We start from the raw sequence: 21,127 nt of genomic DNA on the forward strand, positions 1-21,127 counted from the left end.
TTATTATGGGTTTAATAGCAGTTGGAGCAGGTCTTGCAGTTCTTGCATGTGCCGGAGCAGGTATAGGTATTGGTATAGCTACATCTAAAGCAGCAGAAGCTGTTGCAAGACAGCCGGAAGCAAAAGGCGATATAAATAAAATTCTTCTTTTAGGTTGTGCCCTTGCAGAATCAACAGCCATTTATGGTTTTGTTATCGCTATACTTATTATAATGTTCTTGAAATAAGGAGGTAATCCTTATGCTTACATTAAATCTTAATATTTTATGGACTTTTATAGATTTGGCTTTGATATATTTTGTTTTAAAGCGTTTTCTTTTTAAGCCTGTAAATGAAATTATAAAAAAACGTGAAGATATTATAAATACTTCTCTTGATAATGCTAAAAAAGCAGAAAAAGATGCAGAAAGTCTTAAAAAATCTTATGAGGAAACTATAAGTAATGTTAAGGCTGAAGCAGATGAAATTATAGAAAAAGCTCAAAAAACAGCTAAAAAAGAATATAATTCAATAATTGACACAGCTAAAAATGACGCTGAAATTATAATAAAAAATGCAGAAAAATCAATGAATGATGAAAAACAAAAAGCATTGAGAGAGTTACAGCTTAATACAACTGACTTTGTAATAATGGCAGCAGAAAAAATTGCAGAAAAGTCAATTGATGATGATAACAATAGAAGAATGATTGATGCATTTATATCGGAGGCAGGTGAAGCCCATTGACACAGTTATCTGAAATTTATGCAAAAGCACTTATGGAGCAGAATATTAATATTGATGATGTGAAGGAATGTAAAAATATTCTTATTAATAATAATATGTTATTTGAATGTCTTTGTAATCCTGCCATATCAAAACATGATAAACATTCTGTAACAGATAGAATATTTAATGATAAAATGAAAAGTTTTATTGATGTTGTCTGTGACAATGGAAAAGCTGATATATTGTTTGATATTTTTAATTCTTTTGACGATTTATATTTTGAAAAACAGGGTATGGGAAAAGCTACACTTTATTATTCAACTATGCCAGATAATGAACAGATAGAAGCTATAAAAAATATGCTTTGTAATTTGGAAAATAAAAAGGATTTTAAAATAGAACTTAAAGAGGATAAAACTCTTTTAGGTGGAATTATGGTTCAGTGTAAAGACAAACAGTATGACAGAAGTGTCAAAAATAGTCTTGAAATGCTCAGAAAAAGATTAATACAGGGGGTGAAAAGATGAACAGTCTAAAACCAGAAGAAATAGTTTCTGTGTTAAAAGAGGAGATAAATAATTTTGAAGTAAAAACAAGTGTAAAAGAAACAGGAACAGTTATACAAGTTGGAGATGGAATAGCAACTGTATACGGTCTTGAAGATGCCATGTATGGTGAAATTATAATGTTTGATAATGATATAAAAGGCATGGTTCAAAAAATAGAGAGAAAAACTGTGGGCTGTATTCTTTTCGGTTCAGATGTTGGAATAAAAGAAGGTTCACAGGCTTATAGGCTTAAAAGAAGAGCTGGAGTTAATGTTGGTGAAGGTATTATTGGACGTGTCGTAGACGCTCTTGGAATGCCAATAGACGGAAAAGGTAATTTTGAGACAGACGAATTTTTAAATATAGAACAGGAAGCACCGGATATTATATCAAGAGAACCTGTAAATAAACCACTTCAAACAGGTATACTTGCTATCGACTCAATGTTCCCGATAGGTAGAGGACAGAGAGAGCTTATTATAGGTGATAGACAAACAGGTAAAACATCAATAGCCATAGATACAATACTTAACCAAAAAGGTCAAGACGTTATATGTATATATGTAGGTATAGGTCAGAAAGCCTCAACAGTGGCAAATCTTGTGACTACACTTACAAAATATGGTGCTATGGATTACACTGTTGTAGTTTCATCTCCAGCCAGTGACCCAGCACCTTTACAGTATGTAGCACCTTATTCAGGAACTGCAATAGGTGAATATTTTATGAAGAAAGGTAAAGATGTACTTATAGTTTATGATGACCTTTCAAAACATGCTGTTGCTTACCGTACAATTTCACTTCTTCTTAAAAGACCGCCAGGACGAGAAGCTTATCCGGGAGATGTTTTCTATCTTCACTCAAGACTTTTGGAGCGTTCTTGTCATCTTAATAAAGAAAATGGTGGCGGTTCAATGACAGCCCTTCCTATAATAGAAACTCTTGCAGGAGACGTTTCAGCATATATTCCTACAAATGTTATTTCTATTACAGACGGACAGATTTTCCTTGAAAGTAGCCTTTTCTTCTCTGGTGTAAGACCAGCTGTAAATGTAGGTCTTTCAGTTTCTCGAGTTGGTGGAGCTGCACAGACAAAAGTTATGAAAAAAGTGTCAGGAAGTCTTCGTATAGACTTAGCTCAATATAGAGAAATGGAAGTCTTTACACAGTTTAGTTCAGACCTTGACCCTTCAACAAAAGAGTTACTTAAATATGGAAAAACTCTTATTGAGATATTGAAACAGCCTACATGTAGACCTATGAAACTTTATGAACAAATTATAGTTTTATGTGTAGCTGAAAATAAATTAATGATGGATATTCCTGAGTCAAAACTTAAGGATTTTGAAAAGGGACTTTTGACATATTTTGAAAATACATACCCTGAAATATGTGACAATATAATGGAAACAGGATTGTATTCAGATGAATTAAAAGAAAAAATATTAAGTGGTGCTAAGGAATATAAAGAGCAGGTGAAAGGATTATGGCAAGCATAAAAGAAATTCAGGATAGAATTAAAAGTATTAAAGATACAAGAAAAATAACAAATGCAATGTATCTTATATCCTCATCAAAACTTAAAAAAGCAAAAAAACGCCATGATGAGACAGCTCCATATTTTGAACTTTTAGAGTCAACTATATCTGCCGTAGTTGAGCACACACCTTCTTTTGAAAATAAATTTTTTGACCAAAGAAAAGACAAAAAAGTTAGAAATGCCGGTTATCTTGTTATAACAGGAGATAAAGGCCTTTGTGGTTCTTATAATCATAATGTTTTGAAATTGGCAGAGGAACATATTTCAAAGAATGATAACAATACACTATTTGTTGTTGGTGAAATGGGAAGAAGATATTTTACAAAAAAAGGTCTTCAGGTAGATGAAGAATTTTTATATACAGCACAGAAGCCTAATATACATAGGTCTGGAGCTATTTCGGAGTCTCTTATATATCTTTTTGAAAAAGGATACCTTGACGATATATATTTAATATATACAAGAAGTATATCACCTGTTAAATCACAGCCGGAAATAATGAAAGTTTTACCTCTTGAAAGTCATCTTTTTGAGGAGTCTAAAAATGATAAATATAAACAGACAACAGAATTTTTGCCTTCTGTTGATGTTGTTATGAACCATCTTGTACCTAATTATGTAAGAGGTCTTGTTTTTGGAGCACTTATTGAGTCTTTCTCCAGTGAACAGAATAGTCGAATGATGGCAATGGACGCAGCAACAAAAAGTGCAGATGAAATGCTTGCAAAATTGTCTCTTGAATATAATAGGGCAAGACAGGCTGCTATTACACAGGAAATGAATGAAATAGTAGGCGGAAGTCAGAATATTTAATGTTTTTAATATAGAAAGGAGGAAATAAAATTGGAAACAGGAAAAATTGTACAGATAACAGGGCCTGTTGTTGATGTTGAGTTTGAAAGCGGAAATCTTCCAGCAATAAAAGATGCTCTTACAGTTGAATTTAATGGAAAAACAGCAGTTATGGAAGTTGCCCAGCATATAGGCGGAAATGTTGTAAGATGTATAATGATGGCATCAAGCGAAGGACTTTCTAAAAAACACGTTGTTACAGCCACAGGAGAACCTATAAAAGTCCCTGTTGGTGAGGGTGTTCTTGGAAGAATGTTTAATATGCAGGGTGACACGATAGATGGAGAAGAAGAAAAAGAATGGACAGAAAAATGGTCAATTCATAGAGACCCTCCAAGTTTTGATGAACAAAGTCCTGCTGTTGAAATATTTGAAACAGGTATAAAAGTTATAGACCTTTTAGCACCATATTCAAAGGGAGGGAAAATAGGTCTTTTTGGTGGTGCTGGTGTTGGTAAAACAGTTCTTATACAGGAGCTTATACACAATATAGCTACTGAACATGGTGGTTATTCTATATTTACCGGTGTAGGTGAACGTTCAAGAGAGGGAAACGACCTTTGGCATGAAATGAAAGAGTCAGGAGTTATTGAGAAAACAGCCCTTGTTTTTGGACAGATGAATGAGCCACCAGGGTCAAGAATGAGAGTTGCACAAACAGGTCTTACTATGGCTGAATATTTCAGAGATAAGGAACACAGAGATGTACTTTTATTTATTGATAATATATTCAGATTTATACAGGCAGGTTCTGAGGTTTCAGCTCTTTTAGGTCGTATGCCTTCTGCTGTTGGTTATCAGCCAACACTTTCAAATGATGTAGGTGCACTTCAAGAGAGAATAGCATCAACAAAAAATGGTTCTATAACATCAGTACAGGCTGTATATGTTCCAGCCGATGACCTTACAGACCCAGCTCCAGCAACAACATTTGCACATCTTGATGCAACAACAGTTCTTTCAAGAAAGATTGTCGAACAAGGTATATATCCAGCTGTTGACCCTCTTGAGTCTACATCTCGTATACTTGAGCCAGATATAGTAGGGGAAGAACATTATAATATTGCAAGAAGAACTCAGGAGCTTTTACAGAAATATAAAGAACTTCAGGATATTATATCTATACTTGGTATGGAAGAACTTGATGAAGATGATAAACTTAGTGTTTTTAGAGCTAGAAAAATACAGAAATTCTTGTCACAACCTTTCTCAGTAGCTGAAAATTTTACAGGTATAAAAGGCAAATATGTTCCTCTTTCTGAGACAATAAGGGGATTTAAAGCCATAATTGACGGTGAAATGGATGAATATCCAGAGGAAGCCTTCTTTATGGTTGGAACAATAGATGAAGTTATTGAAAAGGCTAAAAATATACAGTAAGGACGTGTATTTATGGAAAAGACTTTTGATTTAAAAATTGTAGCTAGTGATAAACAATTTTATAGTGGTCCTTGCGAAAAACTCATAATACCTGCCATTGATGGAAGTCTTGGAATAATGGCAGGTCATGAAAGCACTGTAACAACAATAAATTCTGGAGAACTTAGATTTCAGGTTGATGGACAGTGGCATAAAGCTGCTGTCAGTGAAGGATTTGTTGAAATTATGCCTGATTATGTTATACTCCTTGTTGATACAGCAGAACTTCCAGAGGAAATAGACATAAAACGTGCAAAACTTGCCAAGGAAAGGGCAGAGGAGAGACTTAGACAAAAGCAAAGTATGAAGGAATATTATTATTCTAAAGCTGCTCTTGCAAGGGCTATGGCTCGTCTTAAAGTTACACAGAGATAAAATAAAAACAACAGTCATAAAAAAAGACTGTTGTTTTTATTGTTTATGAACATATAAAAATACGGTTCACATATAGTGAACCGTATTGAGTACGTTTGTAATATAGAATAATATGTCTAGTAATTATTTACTATGAGAGTTTTGTAAATCTTATTTGAAGTATCTGTTATAAAGACCTTCGAAAGCTTTTCCGTGACGAGCTTCGTCTCTAGCCATTTCATGAACTGTGTCATGGATAGCGTCAAGGTTAGCAGCTTTTGCTCTCTTAGCAAGGTCAAATTTACCAGCTGTTGCACCGTTTTCAGCAGCGATACGAAGTTCAAGGTTTTTCTTTGTAGAATCTGTGATAACTTCGCCTAATAATTCAGCAAATTTAGCAGCGTGTTCTGCTTCTTCCCAAGCAGCTTTTTCATAGTATAAACCAACTTCTGGGTAACCTTCTCTATGAGCTACACGAGCCATTGCAAGGTACATACCAACTTCTGTACATTCACCTTCAAAGTTAGCTCTTAAGTCAGCCATGATGTCTTCGCTTGAACCCTGAGCAACACCTACAACGTGCTCAGCTGCCCATGATAATTCTCCAGCCTGTTCTTTGAATTTGTCAGCACCAACGCCACAAACTGGACATTTTTCTGGAGCAGAATCTCCCTCATGAACGTAACCACAAACTGAACAAACAAATTTTTTCATAATTAATTTCCTCCTTAAAAAAATATATATTTGATAATTCAATAAAATTAAATTGTTGTTATCTGATAATGATTATAAATTAGAAATATATATTTGTCAATAGTTTTTTATAAAATTTTTAACCTTTGAAATAAATGTCGAAAGAGGTTATAATCTAATCTATAAATTTTTAAAAGCAAGGAATGATACTATGACAAATTTTAAAATAAATGAAAAATATTATGGTTTTATCCTTACAGCTAAAGAATATATTGAAGATATAAATTCGGATGTATATCTCTTTAATCATGAAAAGAGTGGAGCAAGACTTATTTATGTTTCTAATGATGACAAAAATAGAGTTTTTTTCACTACATTTAAGACACCACCAGAAAATCATAAGGGTACAGCCCATATAATGGAACATTCTGTTTTATGTGGTTCTGAAAAATATAGAGTCAAAGACCCTTTTAATGAGCTTGCAAAGGGTTCTTTAAATACATATCTCAATGCGTTAACATATGCCGATAAAACTGTATATCCAATAGGAAGCACAAACGAAAAAGATTTTGAAAATCTTATGAATGTTTATATTGATGCAGTTTTTAATCCTCTTATATATGAAAGAAAAGAAATTTTTCTTCAAGAGGGTTGGCATTATGAATTTAACGAAGATAAAACAAAACTCAAATATACAGGTGTTGTATATAATGAGATGAAGGGGGCTTTTTCAGACCCAGAAAGAATACTTGCAGGTACAATTTCAGAAAGTTTATTTTCAAATTCTCCCTATAAATATGAGTCTGGGGGAGACCCTGAATATATACCTCAATTAACATATAATGAATTTATTGATTTTCATAAGAAATATTATCACCCTTCAAACAGTTATATATACCTTTATGGACACATGAATATTGAAAAACATCTTAAATATATAGACGAAGAATATCTTTCAAAGTATGAAAAAACATCATGTATTCCTGAAATAAAAGAGGATAATTCATATATAAAAAATAATGTTTATTCTGATACATATTCAGCCCAAAGTGATGATGAAGGTTCATATATAGCGTACAATATTGTTACAGGAAAATCCGATAATCCTTTACATACTCTTTCTATGGATATACTTTCATATATACTTTTTGAGACTAATGACTCAGCTATAAAAAGAAAACTTGTTGATTCTGGAATAGCTGAAGATATAGAAGGTTGGTATGACTCATCAACCTATGAGACAGTTTTAAGTATTGTTGGAAAAAATTGTGATTTAAAAAGAAAAGACGAATTTAAAAATATAATACTTTCAGAGCTTAAACGAATTTCTGATGAAGGTATAGACAGAGATGTTATAAAATCAAGTTTAAATGTTTTTGAATTTCATATGAGAGAAGAAAACTATGGATATAAACCAAAGGGATTGGCTTATGGTCTTAAAGCTATGAAAGTATGGCTTCATAATGAAAATCCTTTTGATGGGTTTTATAGATGGAAGTATATGGACAAAATAAGAGAGGAAAGTGAAAAAGGGTATTTTGAGAATATCATAAAAGATTGTTTAATTGATAATGAACATTCATCTCTTGTTGTTGTTTCTCCTGAAATTGGAAAACAAGCTGAAATTGATAAAAAAACAGATGAGAAACTTGATGAAATACTCTCAAAAATGTCAGATTATGAAAAAAATCAGATTATAAAAGAAAATGAAAGTTTGAGAGAATATCAAAATAGGACAGATACAAAACAAAATCTTGAGTCAATACCTGTTATAGAAATTGATGAGATAGAAAAAAGTATTGAGAAAATAGATAGCCGTATAATAGATACTGAATGTGGTGTTTTACATTTTACACCTTATGACACAAATAAAATAGTTTATAGTCAGATTGTATTTGATACAAGAAATGTGCCTGAAAATCTTATTGAATACGCAGGTCTTTTGACTGATATAATGGGAAAAATGGGAACGAAAAAATATAGTTTCAGAAAACTTCCTACTGAAATAAATATGTATACTGGAGATGTGTCATTAAGTTTTGATATATATACAAGAAATAAAGAGGATTATACTCCTGTTGTATCACTTAATGGAAAAGCTATAAAAGATAATATGTCAAAAATGTTTGAGCTTTTTGATGAGATTGTGTTTAATACTGTTTTTGACAATAAAGATGATTTTAAAAACGTAATAAAAGCTGAAAAACTCAATCTTGAAAATAAAATATTAAACAATGCTCATATGGTTTCAAGTATAAAGGCTCTCTCTCATTTTGCTGATAACTCTATATATAAAGATAGAACATCTGGAATAGCATACTATAAATTTTTATGTGATATTGAAAAAAGAATTGAAAATGATTTTGATAACATAATTGAAAATATAAAAGAAACATATAAACATATATTCAATAAAAATAATGTTATTGCTGCTTTTGAGACTGATGAAAAGTATATATCAGAATATAAAGAGAATTTTGAAAATTTTGTATCAAAATTACCTGATTATAAATTTGATATTGTAAAATATGATTTTGATAAATCAATAAATAGTGAAGCTTTTACGACAGGTGGAAAGATAGTATATGATGCAAAGGCTACAAACTATAAAGATTATGGATATACATATTCTGGGGATATGAATGTTTTAAAAACAATTATAAATCTTGAATATTTGTGGAATGTGGTTAGAGTTCAAGGCGGAGCTTATGGAAGTGGTTGTCAGATACTTAAAAATGGTAATGTATACTGCTATTCTTACAGAGACCCTAATATTAAAGAGACTCTTGATGCTTTTGACAATATAGGGGAATTTATAAGCAATTTTAATGCTGATGAAAGAGAAATGAAAAAATACATAATTGGTACAATAAATAACTTTGATAGACCAAAATCAATGGCAGAAAGAGCTGATATATCTTTTGCTGCTTATATGTGCAATATTTCAGATGATATAAGACAGAAAGAAAGAGATGGAATTTTGTCTGCTGATATTGAAAAAATACGCTCTTATGGGGCTATGTTTGACAAAATTATGAAAAAATCAAGTATATGTGTAATAGGAAATGAGTCAAAAATAAATGAAAACAAAAATATATTTGAAAAAATTACAGATATTTAAAAATTTAACCTAAAATTTTTTATAATAAGCCATATTTTTATATGGACTGACGAAGTATATTTCTATAACTATATAATCAAAGCCTTTTTGTTGACTTTTTTTGGGTCCTATGATAAAAATATATTATAGAAATTTGGTAAATCCAATCATTAAATCAAAGCTGAAACAGATTTCGAAAGAGGTCTGTTTTGCTTTTTTTATACATTGTTGTAATAAACACAACCGAAAAATAAGGAGGATACAAAAATGGGTCTTAATTACAAAGATGCAGGTGTTGACGTTGAAGCTGGATACAAATCCGTAAAACTTATGGGTGAACACGTAAAAAGCACTTTTAGAAAAGAAGTTTTAAGCGACATAGGAGGATTTGGTGGTCTTTTTTCACTGGCACAGATGAAAATGGAAGAGCCTGTTCTTATTTCAGGTACAGACGGTGTTGGTACAAAACTCAAACTTGCTTTTGTACAGGACAAGCATAATACAGTAGGTATAGACTGTGTTGCTATGTGTGTAAACGATATAATTTGTAATGGAGCTGAACCACTCTTTTTCCTTGATTATATTGCTTGTGGAAAAAATATTCCAGAAAAAATAGCTGATATTGTAAGCGGTGTTGCAGAGGGCTGTCGTCAGTCAGGCTGTGCTCTTATTGGTGGAGAAACTGCGGAAATGCCAGGTTTCTACCCTGAAGATGAATATGATATGGCAGGTTTTGCTGTTGGTATAGTTGATAAGAAAAATATGATTACTGGTGAAAATATTAAAGAAGGAGATGTTATAATTGGACTTCCTTCAAGCGGTATTCACAGTAACGGTTATTCCCTTGTAAGAAAAATTTTCAAAATCACAGAGGAAAACTGCAAGGAGTATGTTGAAAGCCTTGGAGAAACTCTGGGAGAGTCACTTCTTAAACCTACAAAAATCTATGTAAAAGAAATCCTTGAACTTATCAAAAATGTTGAAATCAAAGGTATAAGCAACATCACAGGTGGAGGATTTATCGAAAATATTCCAAGATGTATTCCAAAAGAAAAGAAATTATGTGCTACAATTGAAGAAGGAACATGGCCTGTACTTCCTATTTTTGAACTTATGCAGGAACTTGGACAGGTTGAAAGAATGAGTATGTACAATACTTTCAATATGGGTATTGGTATGGTTCTTGTTGTTGCCCCTGAAAACGTTTCAAAAGTTATGGAAGTTGTTGAAGGCATGAATGAAAAAGCTTATGTTATAGGAAAAATAACATCAAATGAAAAAGAGGTAGAAATATGCTTAAAATAGGAGTTCTTGTTTCTGGCGGAGGCACAAACTTTCAGGCAATAGTTGACAGTATAGAAAGTGGATACATAGAAAATGCAAAGATTGTTACTCTTGTAAGCAGTAGTCCAAAGGCATATGCCCTTGAGAGAGCTAAAAACCATAACATAGAAGGCGTAGTTATAAGAAAAAAAGATTTTGAAAACAGTGAGCTTTATGAAAAAGCTCTTGTTGAACATTTTGAAAGTAGAGAAGTAGACCTTGTTATAATGGCAGGATTTATGGTTGTAATAGGACCTTACTTTATAAATGCTTTCAGAAATAGAATAATGAATATTCACCCTTCTTTAATACCTTCTTTCTGTGGTAATGGATATTATGGTTTAAAGGTACATGAAGCAGCTCTTGAAAAAGGCGTAAAAGTTACAGGTGCAACAGTTCATTTTGTAACTGAGGAGACAGATGCAGGCCCTATAATACTTCAGAAAGCTGTATATATTGATGATGATGATACTCCTGAAAGCCTTCAAAAGAAAGTTATGATTGAAGCAGAATGGAAGATATTCCCTGAAGCTATAAAACTTTTTGCAGAAGGAAAAATTGAGATTGTTGGTAATAAGGTAAGGAGGAAGTAATAAAATGAAAGTACTTGTAGTTGGAAGCGGTGGACGTGAACATGCTATTGTTTGGCGTCTCAAAAAAAATACTGCTATTGAAAAAATATACTGTGCTCCTGGAAATGCAGGAATAGGACTTGATGCTGAATGTGTTCCTATTGGTGCTATGGAATTTGATAAACTTGTTGACTTTGCAAAGTCTGAAAAAATAGATTTTACTATAATAGGTATGGACGACCCTCTTGTTGGTGGTGTTGTTGATGCTTTTGAAAAAGAAGGTTTAAGAGTTTTTGGACCAAGAAAAAATGCTGCTATAATTGAGGGAAGCAAGGCTTTTTCAAAAGACCTTATGAAAAAATATGGCATACCTACTGCGAAATATGAGTCATTTACAGATTATGAGGAAGCTAAAAAATATCTTGATAATCAGGAAATGCCTATTGTTATAAAAGCTGATGGTCTTGCTCTTGGAAAAGGTGTTTTAATATGCATGACAAGAGAGGAAGCTGAAAGCGGACTTAAAGAGATTATGCTTGATAAAAAATTCGGCTCAGCAGGAAATGCTGTTGTAATCGAAGAATTTTTACAGGGACCAGAAGTTTCTGTTTTATCATTCTGTGACGGAAAAACTGTTGTTCCTATGGTTAGTGCACAGGACCATAAAAGAGCCCTTGACGGTGACAAAGGACTTAATACAGGTGGTATGGGTACATTCTCACCAAGTGTTTTCTATACAGAAGAAATGAATGAAGAATGTATGAAAACAATATTCCAGCCTACTGTTGATGCTATGGCTAAAGAGGGACGTCCTTTTGTTGGTATACTTTACTTTGGACTTATGCTCACAAAAGACGGTATGAAAGTTATTGAATATAACGCTCGTTTCGGAGACCCTGAAACACAGGTTATACTTCCAAGACTTAAAACAGACCTTCTTGAAATTATGGAAGCTTGTGTTGATGGAAAACTTGCTGATATGAATATTGAATGGTATGATAACGCAGCTGTTTGTGTTGTCCTTGCCAGTGGTGGATATCCTGTTGCTTATGAAAAAGGCTTTGAGATAAAAGGTCTTGATGAAATTGCAAAACGTGATGATATCGTTGTATTTCATGCAGGAACAGCAGAAAAAGACGGTAAACTTGTTACAAATGGTGGACGTGTTTTAGGTATCACAGGTATAGGAAAAGACATAAATGAAGCTATAAAAATAGCTTATGAAGGTGTTGAAATTGTTGATTTTGAAAAGAAACATTTCCGCACAGATATAGGAAGAAAAGAATATAAACTTTAATATTTTTTTGGCTGATACCTTTATGGTGTCAGCCTTTTTGAGATTAAGGAGTATTTTATGATTAAAAAAGCTGATTTTAATATTATAGATATTAATAATATTATGGATATATGGCTTAAATCAAATGTTTCTGTCCATAGTTTTGTAGATGAAAAATATTGGCATGATAATTTTGAATTTGTAAAAGAATGTATATTAAATTCGGAAGTATATGTTTATTATGAAAATAATATTGTAAAAGCCTTTGCTGGTGTTGATGATGGATATATTGCAGGAATATTTACAGATGATATTTTTAGGGGAAAAGGCATTGGAACAGAGCTTATTAAATATTTGAAAAATAAATATGATTTGCTTAAACTTGATGTTTATGAAAAAAATAAAAAGGCTTTCAATTTTTATATTAAAAATGGTTTTCGTATTGAAGAGAAACACTTTGATGAAAATACAAATGAATATGAATATAGAATGAAGTGGGAGAGGGGAAGCTTATGAAAGATAGACTTAAAAAACAAATGGAATTTATATATGAAATAGATAAGGCAAAAAATATATTTCGTCAGACATATGTTTCAAGTGGTGACAGAACTGAAAATGATGCAGAACATTCTTGGCATCTTGCCCTTATGGCTTTTGTTCTCTCTGAATATATGGGTGATGATATAGATGTTTTAAAAACAATGAAAATGGTTTTAATGCATGATTTAGTTGAAATATATGCTGGTGATACATATTGTTATGATGCAGAAGCTAATCTTGACAAAGAAGAAAGAGAGAAAAAAGCAGCTGAAAAAATATATGGACTTTTACCGGAAGAACAGGGAAAAGAATATAAAGAGTTGTGGGAAGAATTTGAAAGAGTTGACACAAAAGAAGCAAAATTTGCTTCGATGCTTGATAGAATACAGCCTATAATGTTAAACTATGCCACAGAGGGTAAGGCTTGGAAAGAACATGGAATATATAGAGACCAAGTTGAAAAAAGAAATAAAGTTGTTTTTGAAGGTCCTAAAGAGTTTGCAGAACTTTTGACAGCTATACTTGATTTGTCTGTTGAAAAGGGATATTTAAAAATAAGATGAAAAAATAGGTATTTCCTTTGGAAATACCTATTTTTTTAGGGTTGTAGGATTATCATTAAATTAAAAATTTTATTAAGAAGGTTTTATGTCAAATTATTTTGCAATATAATCTGATAACTCATTAAATAAGCCTTTAGTGTTTACTCCATCTTCAACAACAAGGTCAATCTGTTCATTGAAGTCAAGAGCAAGTAAACCAAGAATTGATTTTGCATCAACCATTGTTGATTTACTGTGAAGCCATACATCATAGTTGCAGTTTGAAGCTGCCTGATTAATTGTTCTTATATCATCTAAACCTTTTATGTTAATTTTCTTTATCATTTAAAAGTCCCCTTTCTGGTTACTAATAATTGTCATTCCTTATTACGTTTATTATTATATCATAAATTTTAGAAAAGGGAAGATGTTTTGTTATGATTTATATTTTGTTAGTCTGTTAAATAGTTAAAAAATGAATAAAAAATACAAATAAAAATACTGTAATAATGATATAATTGCATATATTCTTTTGTATCAAAACAAATTAGTTAACATAATTATTGTATAAAGCAGTTGTTTAAATATGTTAAAGGTTTTAAAATTATAAAAATATGACGAAAAAATATATTTCTTAAAATTGTTAGAGTTATATAAAATAAGTATATAAAATTTGTGCACTTTTTAAGAAAAATAAAAATGCAGAGTGTTTTTAATACTCTGCATTAATATATATTACTGTTTTTTTGGTGGTCTTGGACCGTAGAATTGATAGTAATCTGTTTTTATTCTTCCGTTGAAAAGTTTACGTTTCGCATCTGCTTTTCTTCCAAAGAGTTTTTCAAAGTATTCCATTGATGTTATAAGATATGTTGACCATGTTGTATTGTCAGCCATAATTCTTCCCAAAGCCCTGTAAAGATTTTCAACTTCTTTAAGCTCACCTAAACGCTCACCATAAGGAGGGTTTGTTATAAGAACACCATAGTCTCCCATAAGCTTAATATCTTGACATGGTTTTACTTCAAATGTTATACAATCATCAACACCAGCTTTTATAGCATTTTCTTTTGCAACTTCTATTGCTTCAGGGTCTATGTCACTGCCGTATATTTCAAGTTCACAATCATAGTTTATAGCCTTATAAGCGTCAACTCTTGCTTGTTTCCATAAAGCTGGGTCAATTCTTTCCCATTCTTCAGAGGCAAATTTTCTGTTTAATCCCGGTGCAATATTTCTTCCTATAAGAGCTGCTTCAATAGGAATTGTTCCTGAACCACAGAATGGGTCAAGAAGTATTCTGTCTTTTCTCCAATAACTTAAAAGTACCATAGCAGCTGCAAGAGACTCTTTTAAAGGAGCTGTCATAGCATCGGCACGGTATTCTCTTTTATGAAGGCTTGAGCCTGATGTGTCAATGGCTAATGTAACAACATCTTTAAGTATTGAAACTTGAATTTTATATTCTGCTCCTGTTTCATCAAACCAGTCAACTTTGTATTTTTGTTTTAATTTTTCAACAACAGCCTTTTTAACTATTGCCTGACAGTCTGAAACGCTGAAAAGAGTTGATTTAACAGATTTTCCCACAACAGTAAATTTTCCGTCAACAGGTATCCAGTCACCCCAAGGAAGGGCTTTTGTTTTCTCGAAAAGCTCATCAAATGTAACAGCCTTAAATTCACCCATTTTTATCCAAACACGACCGGCACAGCGAAGCCACATATTTGTTTTTACAATAGTGCTTTCATCACCTGTAAATTCGATTTTACCGTCAGAAGCGTGTATATCATCAACGCCTAAAGCCATAAGCTCTCTTTTTACAACAGCCTCAAGACCAAATGTTGTTGTAGCAATAAGATTTATTTTTTCCATAAAATTTCTCCATTATATATTTATTTGAGTTTTATTATATCAAAAAAAATCATTTTATGATATACATAATTATTATACTTGAAAAAAATAATGATTAAATGTATATTATTTATTGGTTGATTTATTTAATTATAAAGAATGGAGAGTATGAATGTATAAATTATTAAAAACTTGTGGTAGAGCAAAAAGAGGTGAGTTTCACACTCCTCATGGTGTTATACAGACACCTGTTTTTATGAATGTTGGAACTCTTGCAGCTATAAAAGGTGCACTTTCAACAGAAGACCTTGAAAAAATAAAATGTCAAGTTGAGCTTTCAAACACATATCATCTTCATTTGAGACCGGGAGATGAAGTTGTTAAAAAACTTGGAGGTCTTCATAAATTTATGGTTTGGGACAAACCAATATTGACAGATTCTGGCGGATTTCAGGTCTTTTCACTTACTTCTCTTAGAAAAATAACAGAGGAGGGTGTATATTTTAATTCCCATATTGACGGAAGAAAAATATTTATGGGACCAGAAGAAAGTATGAGAATACAGTCAAATTTAGCTTCTACAATAGCTATGGCTTTTGATGAGTGTATTGGAATACCTGCTGAAAGAAATTATGTTGAACAGTCTGTTGCTAGAACAACAAGATGGCTTGCTCGTTCAAAGGCTGAGATTGATAGACTTAATAATCTTGATGATACAATAAATAAAAAACAGATGCTCTTTGGTATAAATCAGGGTGCAACTTATGCTGATATAAGAATTGAGCATGCGAAAGTTATTTCTGACATGGATTTAGACGGATATGCAATAGGAGGTCTTGCAGTAGGTGAGACTCACGAGGAAATGTATCGTATATTAGAAGAGGTAGTACCATACCTTCCTCAGAATAAACCTACATACCTTATGGGTGTCGGAACTCCTGAAAATATTCTTGAAGCTGTTGAAAGAGGTGTTGATTTCTTTGACTGTGTCCTTCCTGCAAGAAATGGACGTCATGCCAATGTTTATACAAATAAGGGTAAACTCAATCTTATGAATGCAAAATATGAGCTTGATGATACACCTATTGACGAAACTTGTACTTGTCCAACTTGTCAGAGATATACAAAGGCTTATATACGTCATCTTTTCAAGGCGAAAGAAATGCTTGCTATGCGTCTTTGTGTTATGCATAATCTTCATTTCTTCAATACAATGATGGAAGAAATAAGAGATGCCATTGAAAATGGAACATTTGCAGAGTATAAGAAAGCAAAACTTGAAGGATTTAAGGAAAACGGCAAATAATTTTGTTATATTAAAATTTAATTTGACTATTTTAAATGATTTTAATATAATTTATATACTATGTTTTATTATTCTGAGAATAATAAGTAAAAAAGGAGAGAATTTTAATGAGCAATTTATTTTACTTACTCAGTGGCACAAGTTCAATAGTGGGAAATGGCGGAACAAGTGGAGCTGCTGAAAGTACAACACAGGCAACAGGTGGATTTATGTCAAATCCTATAATGGTTATAGTTATATACTGTGTTGTTATTTTTGGTGCTTTATATTTCTTCTCTATTAGACCACAGAAAAAGAGAGAAAAAGAAGCAGACGCTATGCGTTCAATGATTAAACCTGGTGATTCTGTATTATTAAACAATGGTATGTATGGAACAATCGTTGATGTTACAGCTGAATGTTTCATCATTGAGTTTGGTACAAACAAAGGTATCCGTATACCTGTTATCAAACAGGAAGTTGCCCTTGTTAGAGAGCCTAACCTTTCAAACAAAGAGCCTGAATCTATTGTTGAAGAAAAACCTAAAAAATCATTATTTGGCTTTGGAAAAAAAGAAGACTAATATTTTTACAGCGGTAAAATTTACCGCTGTTTTTTCATTTTAAATAATAAAAAAACCACAGATTTCTTTGTGGTTTTTTTTGATAAACAAAATAATTAAATATGTTTTGTTGTCCAGCTTTCACAGTTCCATACATCAGTAGCTAAATCCTGATAAAATTCTGGTTCATGGCATATAAGAAGTATACTTCCTTTATATGCTTTTAAAGCTCTTTTAAGTTCTTCTTTTGCATCAACATCAAGATGGTTTGTAGGCTCGTCTAAGAGGAGTATATTACTTTCTCTGTTTATAAGTTTACAGAGACGTACTTTTGCCTGTTCTCCACCGCTTAATACTTTTACCATACTTTCAATGTGTTTTGTTGTAAGTCCACATTTTGCAAGAGCTGAACGAACTTCATACTGATTAAATGAAGGGAACTCCTCCCAAATTTCATCAATACAGCTTATATTGCTTTCATATTTTTTCTCCTGCTCAAAATATCCTATACTTAAATAGTCTCCAAGCTCAACTGTACCTGAAAGAGGTGGTATAAGTCCCAAAATACTTTTTAAGAGTGTTGTTTTACCAATACCGTTTGCACCTGTTAAAGCTATTTTCTGACCTCTCTCCATTTCAAGAGTTAATGGTTTTGATAAAGGTTCATCATAACCTATAACAAGATTATCTGTTTTAAATATATATCTTCCTGAAGCTCTCGCCTCTTTGAAGTTAAATTCTGGCTTTGGTTTCTCCTTAGCAAGCTCTATTATGTCCATTTTATCAAGTTTTTTCTGTCTTGACATAGCCATGTTTCTTGTGGCAACCCTTGCTTTATTTCTTGCAACGAAGTCTTTAAGCTCGTCAATTTCCTGCTGCTGTTTTTTGTAAGCAGCTTCAAGCTGTGCTTTTTTCATTGCATATATTTCTTGGAATTTGTCATAGTCTCCCACATATCTGTTTATTTCTTGGTTTTCAACATGATATATAAGATTTATAACACTATTTAAAAATGGTATGTCATGGGATATAAGTATAAATGCATTTTCATAGTCATTAAGGTATCTTTTAAGCCATTCAATATGCTGTTCATCAAGATAGTTTGTAGGCTCGTCCAAAAGAAGTATGTCAGGTTTTTCAAGAAGAAGTTTTCCAAGAAGGACTTTTGTTCTCTGTCCACCACTAAGCTCTGTTACATCTTTGTCAAAACCTATCTCATCAAGACCTAATGCACGTCCAACTTCATCAACTTTTGTATCTATAATATAAAAATCGTGAGTGTCAAGTAAATCTTGTATAGTTCCTGTTTCTTCCATGAGAGTTTCAAGTTCTTCTGGTGTTGCGTCTCCCATTTTTCCGTACATTTCATTCATATTTGCTTCCATTTCAAAAAGAAATGAGAAAGCTGATTTTAATACATCACGAATAGTCATTCCTTTTTCAAGAACTGTGTGCTGGTCAAGGTATCCTACACGAACATTTTTTGCCCATTCAATTTTTCCTTCATCAGGCTGAAGCTTACCTGTGACAATATTCATAAATGTTGATTTTCCTTCGCCATTAGCACCAATAAAGCCTACGTGTTCGCCTTTTAAAAGACGGAATGAAACATTATTAAAAATAGCTCTGTCGCCAAATCCATGGCTTAAGTTTGTTACATTTAAAATACTCATTATAAAACTCCTTGTAAAATTAATCGCTCTGTTGAGTTTACACTAAAAATGCTATGTTTTCAAGATAAACAGAGTGTTATTTGAAATTAAGGAGTGTTATTTTTTTGTTAAATAATATATTTTGAATACAATCTGCAAAATCCATAAAATAATATGTAAAAGTTTGTGGTGTCAAGTAAAAAAATATATATGAAAATGCTATTAATTTTATTATTATAGTAGAATTGTATAAAAAATATTCTGTTTCTATGGAAAAAATTTAAAAAATGTTGTATCCTAACTATATAATATTAATTCTCATATTTATTATATTTTAAAAGGAGAGAACGATTTTATGGTTATTAATGTTTGTATTGGAAGTGCGTGTCATTTAAAGGGGTCTTATGACATAATAAAAATTTTTGAAAAACTTATTGAAGAAAATAAACTTTCTGAAAAACTTAGTGTAAAAGCAAGTTTTTGTCTTGGAAATTGTGTTGGTGCTGTGTCTGTAAAATTTGATGATAAAGTTTATTCTGTACAGCCTGATACAGCCAATGAATTTTTTGAAAGTGTTGTAAGGGAGAAGGTATGCTGATGAAATTGTTTAATTTCACAGCCGAACACTGCATGAACTGTTATAAGTGCGTCAGAAGTTGCACTGTAAAGGCTATTCGCTTTAATGATAACAGAGCTGTAATTGATGAAGAAAAATGTATAGCTTGTGGTCAATGTTTTGTTGCTTGTCCTAAACATGCAAAAAATATGGATAATGATATTTCTATTGTAAAGGAAAAAATAAAATCCGGTCAAAGAGTTGTTGCTTGTCTTGACTCTGCCTATTTGGGAGTTTTTAAAGAGCCGGGAAAATTTATATCAGCTCTAAGAAAGCTTGGATTTTATTCCGTTCAAGAAATTGCAGCAGGTTCAGAGGCTTGTATATCAGAATATATAAATTTTATAAAAAATAATTCTGATTTAAACTATATAATAAACAGTAGTTGTCCTTCTGTTAATATGTTTATACAAAAATATTATCCTAGCCTTACAAAGTATATAATACCTGTTGTTACTCCTGTTGAGGCTCTTGGAAAGGCTATAAAGTCCGAAAATAAAAATGCATATACAGTTTATATAGGTCCGTGTATGAGTAAAAAAGCTCTTACAAGTCCTTTATATTCTGATGTACCTGTTAATGCTCATATTACTTTTGTTGAAATTACACGTATGTTTAAACATAGTTTTATAAATATTGATGAGTTGGAACCTTCTGTTCCAGATGTAACTCCAAATATATTCGGAGAAAATTATTCAATATCAGGTGATATTTTTAAAGAGCTTTACAATGTTATAGAGACAAATGGATATGATATGTTCAAAATAAATGGTCTTGAACATGTTAAAAATCTTTTTATTTCTATGGAAAAGGGTACTATTGGCAAATCTTATATAGGTATTTCTGCTTGTGATGAGTCTTGTATAAATGGACCTTTTATACTTGATAAAACTGAAGGAATGTTTATGAGAAAGCAGAGAATGAGATTTTTTGCTAAAAAAGGTTGGGAAGTTAATAAAAGCCAAATTGATTGGTCTAAAATTGATTTAAACTGTGAATATGAGCCTAAACCTGTAATCAGAAAAAAAGCCAGCGATGAAGATATTATAAAAATACTCAAAAAAATGGGTAAAAACTCAAGGGCTGATGAACTTGATTGTGGTGCTTGTGGTTATGACAGTTGTAGAAAAAAAGCCCAAGCTGTATATGAAGGAATGTCTACAACAGATATGTGTATGCCTTATATGCGTTCAAAGGCTGAAAATATAAATGGTACAATATTTTTTAATTCAAGAAATACAATAATTGTTTTAAATAAACATTTAAAGGTTCTTAATTTTAATCCTACGGCAGAGAGAATATTTAATGTGGAAGCTTCTGACATTGTGGGAAGAAGTATTGAAAATATTATACCTGCCAATGATATACTTAGATGTATAAGAGAAGAAAAAGACATAATAGGAAAAAAAGTAAAACTTGTTGACTATGATAAGGTTGTTTTACAAAATATTATATATATAAAGGAACAAAACGAAATTCTTATAACAATGCAGGATGTAACTCTTGATGAAAAAAGAAAGGCTGAAATTGCAGCTTTGAAAAAACAAACTGCTGAAACTGCAAACAATGTAATTGAAAAACAAATGAGAGTTGCTCAGCTTATAGCAAGTCTTTTGGGAGAGACTACTGCTGAAACTAAAATTGCACTTAATAAGCTTAGAGATGTTGTTATAAAAGAAGGTGATTGATT

Annotated in this window: 21 protein-coding genes; 17 read left to right on the forward strand and 4 right to left on the reverse strand. The window is 31.8% G+C overall.

Features of this window, described 5'->3' with window-relative positions; translation table 11 throughout:
- Positions 1 to 2: 2 nt before the first annotated feature.
- The 7 genes from atpE to atpC are packed head-to-tail and all read left to right on the forward strand — an operon-like array spanning position 3 to position 5,442.
- The gene (atpE, locus tag B5E58_RS02540) at positions 3 to 227 is read left to right on the forward strand and encodes an ATP synthase F0 subunit C (protein WP_088108117.1); all 225 of its coding nucleotides are present in this window, start codon (positions 3 to 5) and stop codon (positions 225 to 227) included.
- A gap of 13 nt (positions 228 to 240) precedes the next feature.
- Complete coding sequence (gene atpF, locus B5E58_RS02545; RefSeq protein WP_088108118.1) at positions 241 to 726, forward strand: F0F1 ATP synthase subunit B; 486 nt, start codon at positions 241 to 243, stop codon at positions 724 to 726.
- Positions 723 to 1,235 (forward strand): ATP synthase F1 subunit delta, encoded by a 513-nt coding sequence (gene atpH, locus B5E58_RS02550; RefSeq protein WP_088108119.1) that lies wholly within the window; start codon positions 723 to 725, stop codon positions 1,233 to 1,235. The genes atpF and atpH overlap by 4 nt, the downstream gene beginning before the upstream one ends.
- Positions 1,232 to 2,755 (forward strand): F0F1 ATP synthase subunit alpha, encoded by a 1,524-nt coding sequence (gene atpA / locus B5E58_RS02555; RefSeq protein ID WP_088108120.1) that lies wholly within the window; start codon positions 1,232 to 1,234, stop codon positions 2,753 to 2,755. The genes atpH and atpA overlap by 4 nt, the downstream gene beginning before the upstream one ends.
- Positions 2,743 to 3,609 carry an ATP synthase F1 subunit gamma gene (gene atpG / locus B5E58_RS02560; RefSeq protein WP_088108121.1) on the forward strand — a complete coding sequence of 289 codons (867 nt, stop codon included), beginning with the start codon at positions 2,743 to 2,745 and terminating at the stop codon, positions 3,607 to 3,609. Before atpA ends, atpG begins: the two co-directional genes overlap by 13 nt.
- A gap of 30 nt (positions 3,610 to 3,639) precedes the next feature.
- Positions 3,640 to 5,028, forward strand: coding sequence for a F0F1 ATP synthase subunit beta (atpD, locus tag B5E58_RS02565; protein ID WP_088108122.1), 1,389 nt, complete (start codon positions 3,640 to 3,642; stop codon positions 5,026 to 5,028).
- Between the two features lie 12 nt (positions 5,029 to 5,040).
- The gene (gene atpC, locus B5E58_RS02570) at positions 5,041 to 5,442 is read left to right on the forward strand and encodes an ATP synthase F1 subunit epsilon (protein ID WP_088108123.1); all 402 of its coding nucleotides are present in this window, start codon (positions 5,041 to 5,043) and stop codon (positions 5,440 to 5,442) included.
- A gap of 150 nt (positions 5,443 to 5,592) precedes the next feature.
- On the opposite strand, the gene B5E58_RS02575 is transcribed toward atpC, so the two are convergent.
- Positions 5,593 to 6,135, reverse strand: a complete 543-nt coding sequence (locus tag B5E58_RS02575; RefSeq protein WP_088108124.1) for an NADH peroxidase — start codon at positions 6,133 to 6,135, stop codon at positions 5,593 to 5,595.
- A gap of 190 nt (positions 6,136 to 6,325) precedes the next feature.
- Between B5E58_RS02575 and B5E58_RS02580 the strand changes: the two genes are divergently transcribed.
- The 6 genes from B5E58_RS02580 (at position 6,326) to B5E58_RS02605 (ending at position 13,488) form a co-directional block, all read left to right on the forward strand.
- Positions 6,326 to 9,235 carry an insulinase family protein gene (locus B5E58_RS02580; protein WP_088108125.1) on the forward strand — a complete coding sequence of 970 codons (2,910 nt, stop codon included), beginning with the start codon at positions 6,326 to 6,328 and terminating at the stop codon, positions 9,233 to 9,235.
- 246 nt (positions 9,236 to 9,481) lie between these two features.
- Entirely contained in the window at positions 9,482 to 10,519 is a 1,038-nt protein-coding gene (gene purM, locus B5E58_RS02585) for a phosphoribosylformylglycinamidine cyclo-ligase (RefSeq protein WP_088108126.1), read from the forward strand.
- Positions 10,507 to 11,130 carry a phosphoribosylglycinamide formyltransferase gene (gene purN / locus B5E58_RS02590; protein WP_088108127.1) on the forward strand — a complete coding sequence of 208 codons (624 nt, stop codon included), beginning with the start codon at positions 10,507 to 10,509 and terminating at the stop codon, positions 11,128 to 11,130. The genes purM and purN overlap by 13 nt, the downstream gene beginning before the upstream one ends.
- Positions 11,131 to 11,134: 4 nt before the next feature.
- Complete coding sequence (gene purD, locus B5E58_RS02595; protein ID WP_088108128.1) at positions 11,135 to 12,406, forward strand: phosphoribosylamine--glycine ligase; 1,272 nt, start codon at positions 11,135 to 11,137, stop codon at positions 12,404 to 12,406.
- A 57-nt stretch (positions 12,407 to 12,463) separates the two neighbouring features.
- A complete protein-coding gene (locus tag B5E58_RS02600) occupies positions 12,464 to 12,901 on the forward strand; it encodes a GNAT family N-acetyltransferase (protein ID WP_088108129.1) in 438 nt (145 codons plus the stop codon).
- On the forward strand, positions 12,898 to 13,488 hold the full coding sequence (locus tag B5E58_RS02605; protein ID WP_088108130.1) for an HD domain-containing protein: 591 nt from the start codon (positions 12,898 to 12,900) through the stop codon (positions 13,486 to 13,488). The genes B5E58_RS02600 and B5E58_RS02605 overlap by 4 nt, the downstream gene beginning before the upstream one ends.
- Before the next feature lie 93 nt (positions 13,489 to 13,581).
- Here B5E58_RS02605 and B5E58_RS02610 read toward each other — a convergent pair whose 3' ends face one another.
- Positions 13,582 to 13,812, reverse strand: a complete 231-nt coding sequence (locus B5E58_RS02610) for an HPr family phosphocarrier protein (RefSeq protein ID WP_088108131.1) — start codon at positions 13,810 to 13,812, stop codon at positions 13,582 to 13,584.
- Between the two features lie 390 nt (positions 13,813 to 14,202).
- Positions 14,203 to 15,342, reverse strand: a complete 1,140-nt coding sequence (locus B5E58_RS02615; protein ID WP_088108132.1) for a THUMP domain-containing class I SAM-dependent RNA methyltransferase — start codon at positions 15,340 to 15,342, stop codon at positions 14,203 to 14,205.
- Between the two features lie 151 nt (positions 15,343 to 15,493).
- Here B5E58_RS02615 and tgt point away from each other — a divergent pair, with 151 nt between their 5' ends.
- The gene (gene tgt / locus B5E58_RS02620; protein ID WP_088108133.1) at positions 15,494 to 16,627 is read left to right on the forward strand and encodes a tRNA guanosine(34) transglycosylase Tgt; all 1,134 of its coding nucleotides are present in this window, start codon (positions 15,494 to 15,496) and stop codon (positions 16,625 to 16,627) included.
- A gap of 107 nt (positions 16,628 to 16,734) precedes the next feature.
- Positions 16,735 to 17,190, forward strand: a complete 456-nt coding sequence (gene yajC / locus B5E58_RS02625) for a preprotein translocase subunit YajC (RefSeq protein WP_088108134.1) — start codon at positions 16,735 to 16,737, stop codon at positions 17,188 to 17,190.
- Between the two features lie 95 nt (positions 17,191 to 17,285).
- Here the strand turns inward: yajC and B5E58_RS02630 are convergent, their stop codons facing one another.
- The gene (locus B5E58_RS02630; protein WP_088108135.1) at positions 17,286 to 18,842 is read right to left on the reverse strand and encodes an ABC-F family ATP-binding cassette domain-containing protein; all 1,557 of its coding nucleotides are present in this window, start codon (positions 18,840 to 18,842) and stop codon (positions 17,286 to 17,288) included.
- A gap of 334 nt (positions 18,843 to 19,176) precedes the next feature.
- Between B5E58_RS02630 and B5E58_RS02635 the strand changes: the two genes are divergently transcribed.
- Together B5E58_RS02635 and B5E58_RS02640 are read left to right on the forward strand one after the other, a co-directional pair.
- Entirely contained in the window at positions 19,177 to 19,419 is a 243-nt protein-coding gene (locus B5E58_RS02635; RefSeq protein ID WP_088108136.1) for an NAD(P)H-dependent oxidoreductase subunit E, read from the forward strand.
- Positions 19,419 to 21,125 (forward strand): [Fe-Fe] hydrogenase large subunit C-terminal domain-containing protein, encoded by a 1,707-nt coding sequence (locus tag B5E58_RS02640; RefSeq protein ID WP_158097647.1) that lies wholly within the window; start codon positions 19,419 to 19,421, stop codon positions 21,123 to 21,125. Before B5E58_RS02635 ends, B5E58_RS02640 begins: the two co-directional genes overlap by 1 nt.
- The last annotated feature ends 2 nt before the right edge of the window (positions 21,126 to 21,127 follow it).

The sequence above is a fragment of the Tyzzerella sp. An114 genome (genome assembly GCF_002161055.1).
GTDB classification, from domain to species: Bacteria; Bacillota; Clostridia; order Lachnospirales; family Anaerotignaceae; genus Fimicola; species Fimicola cottocaccae.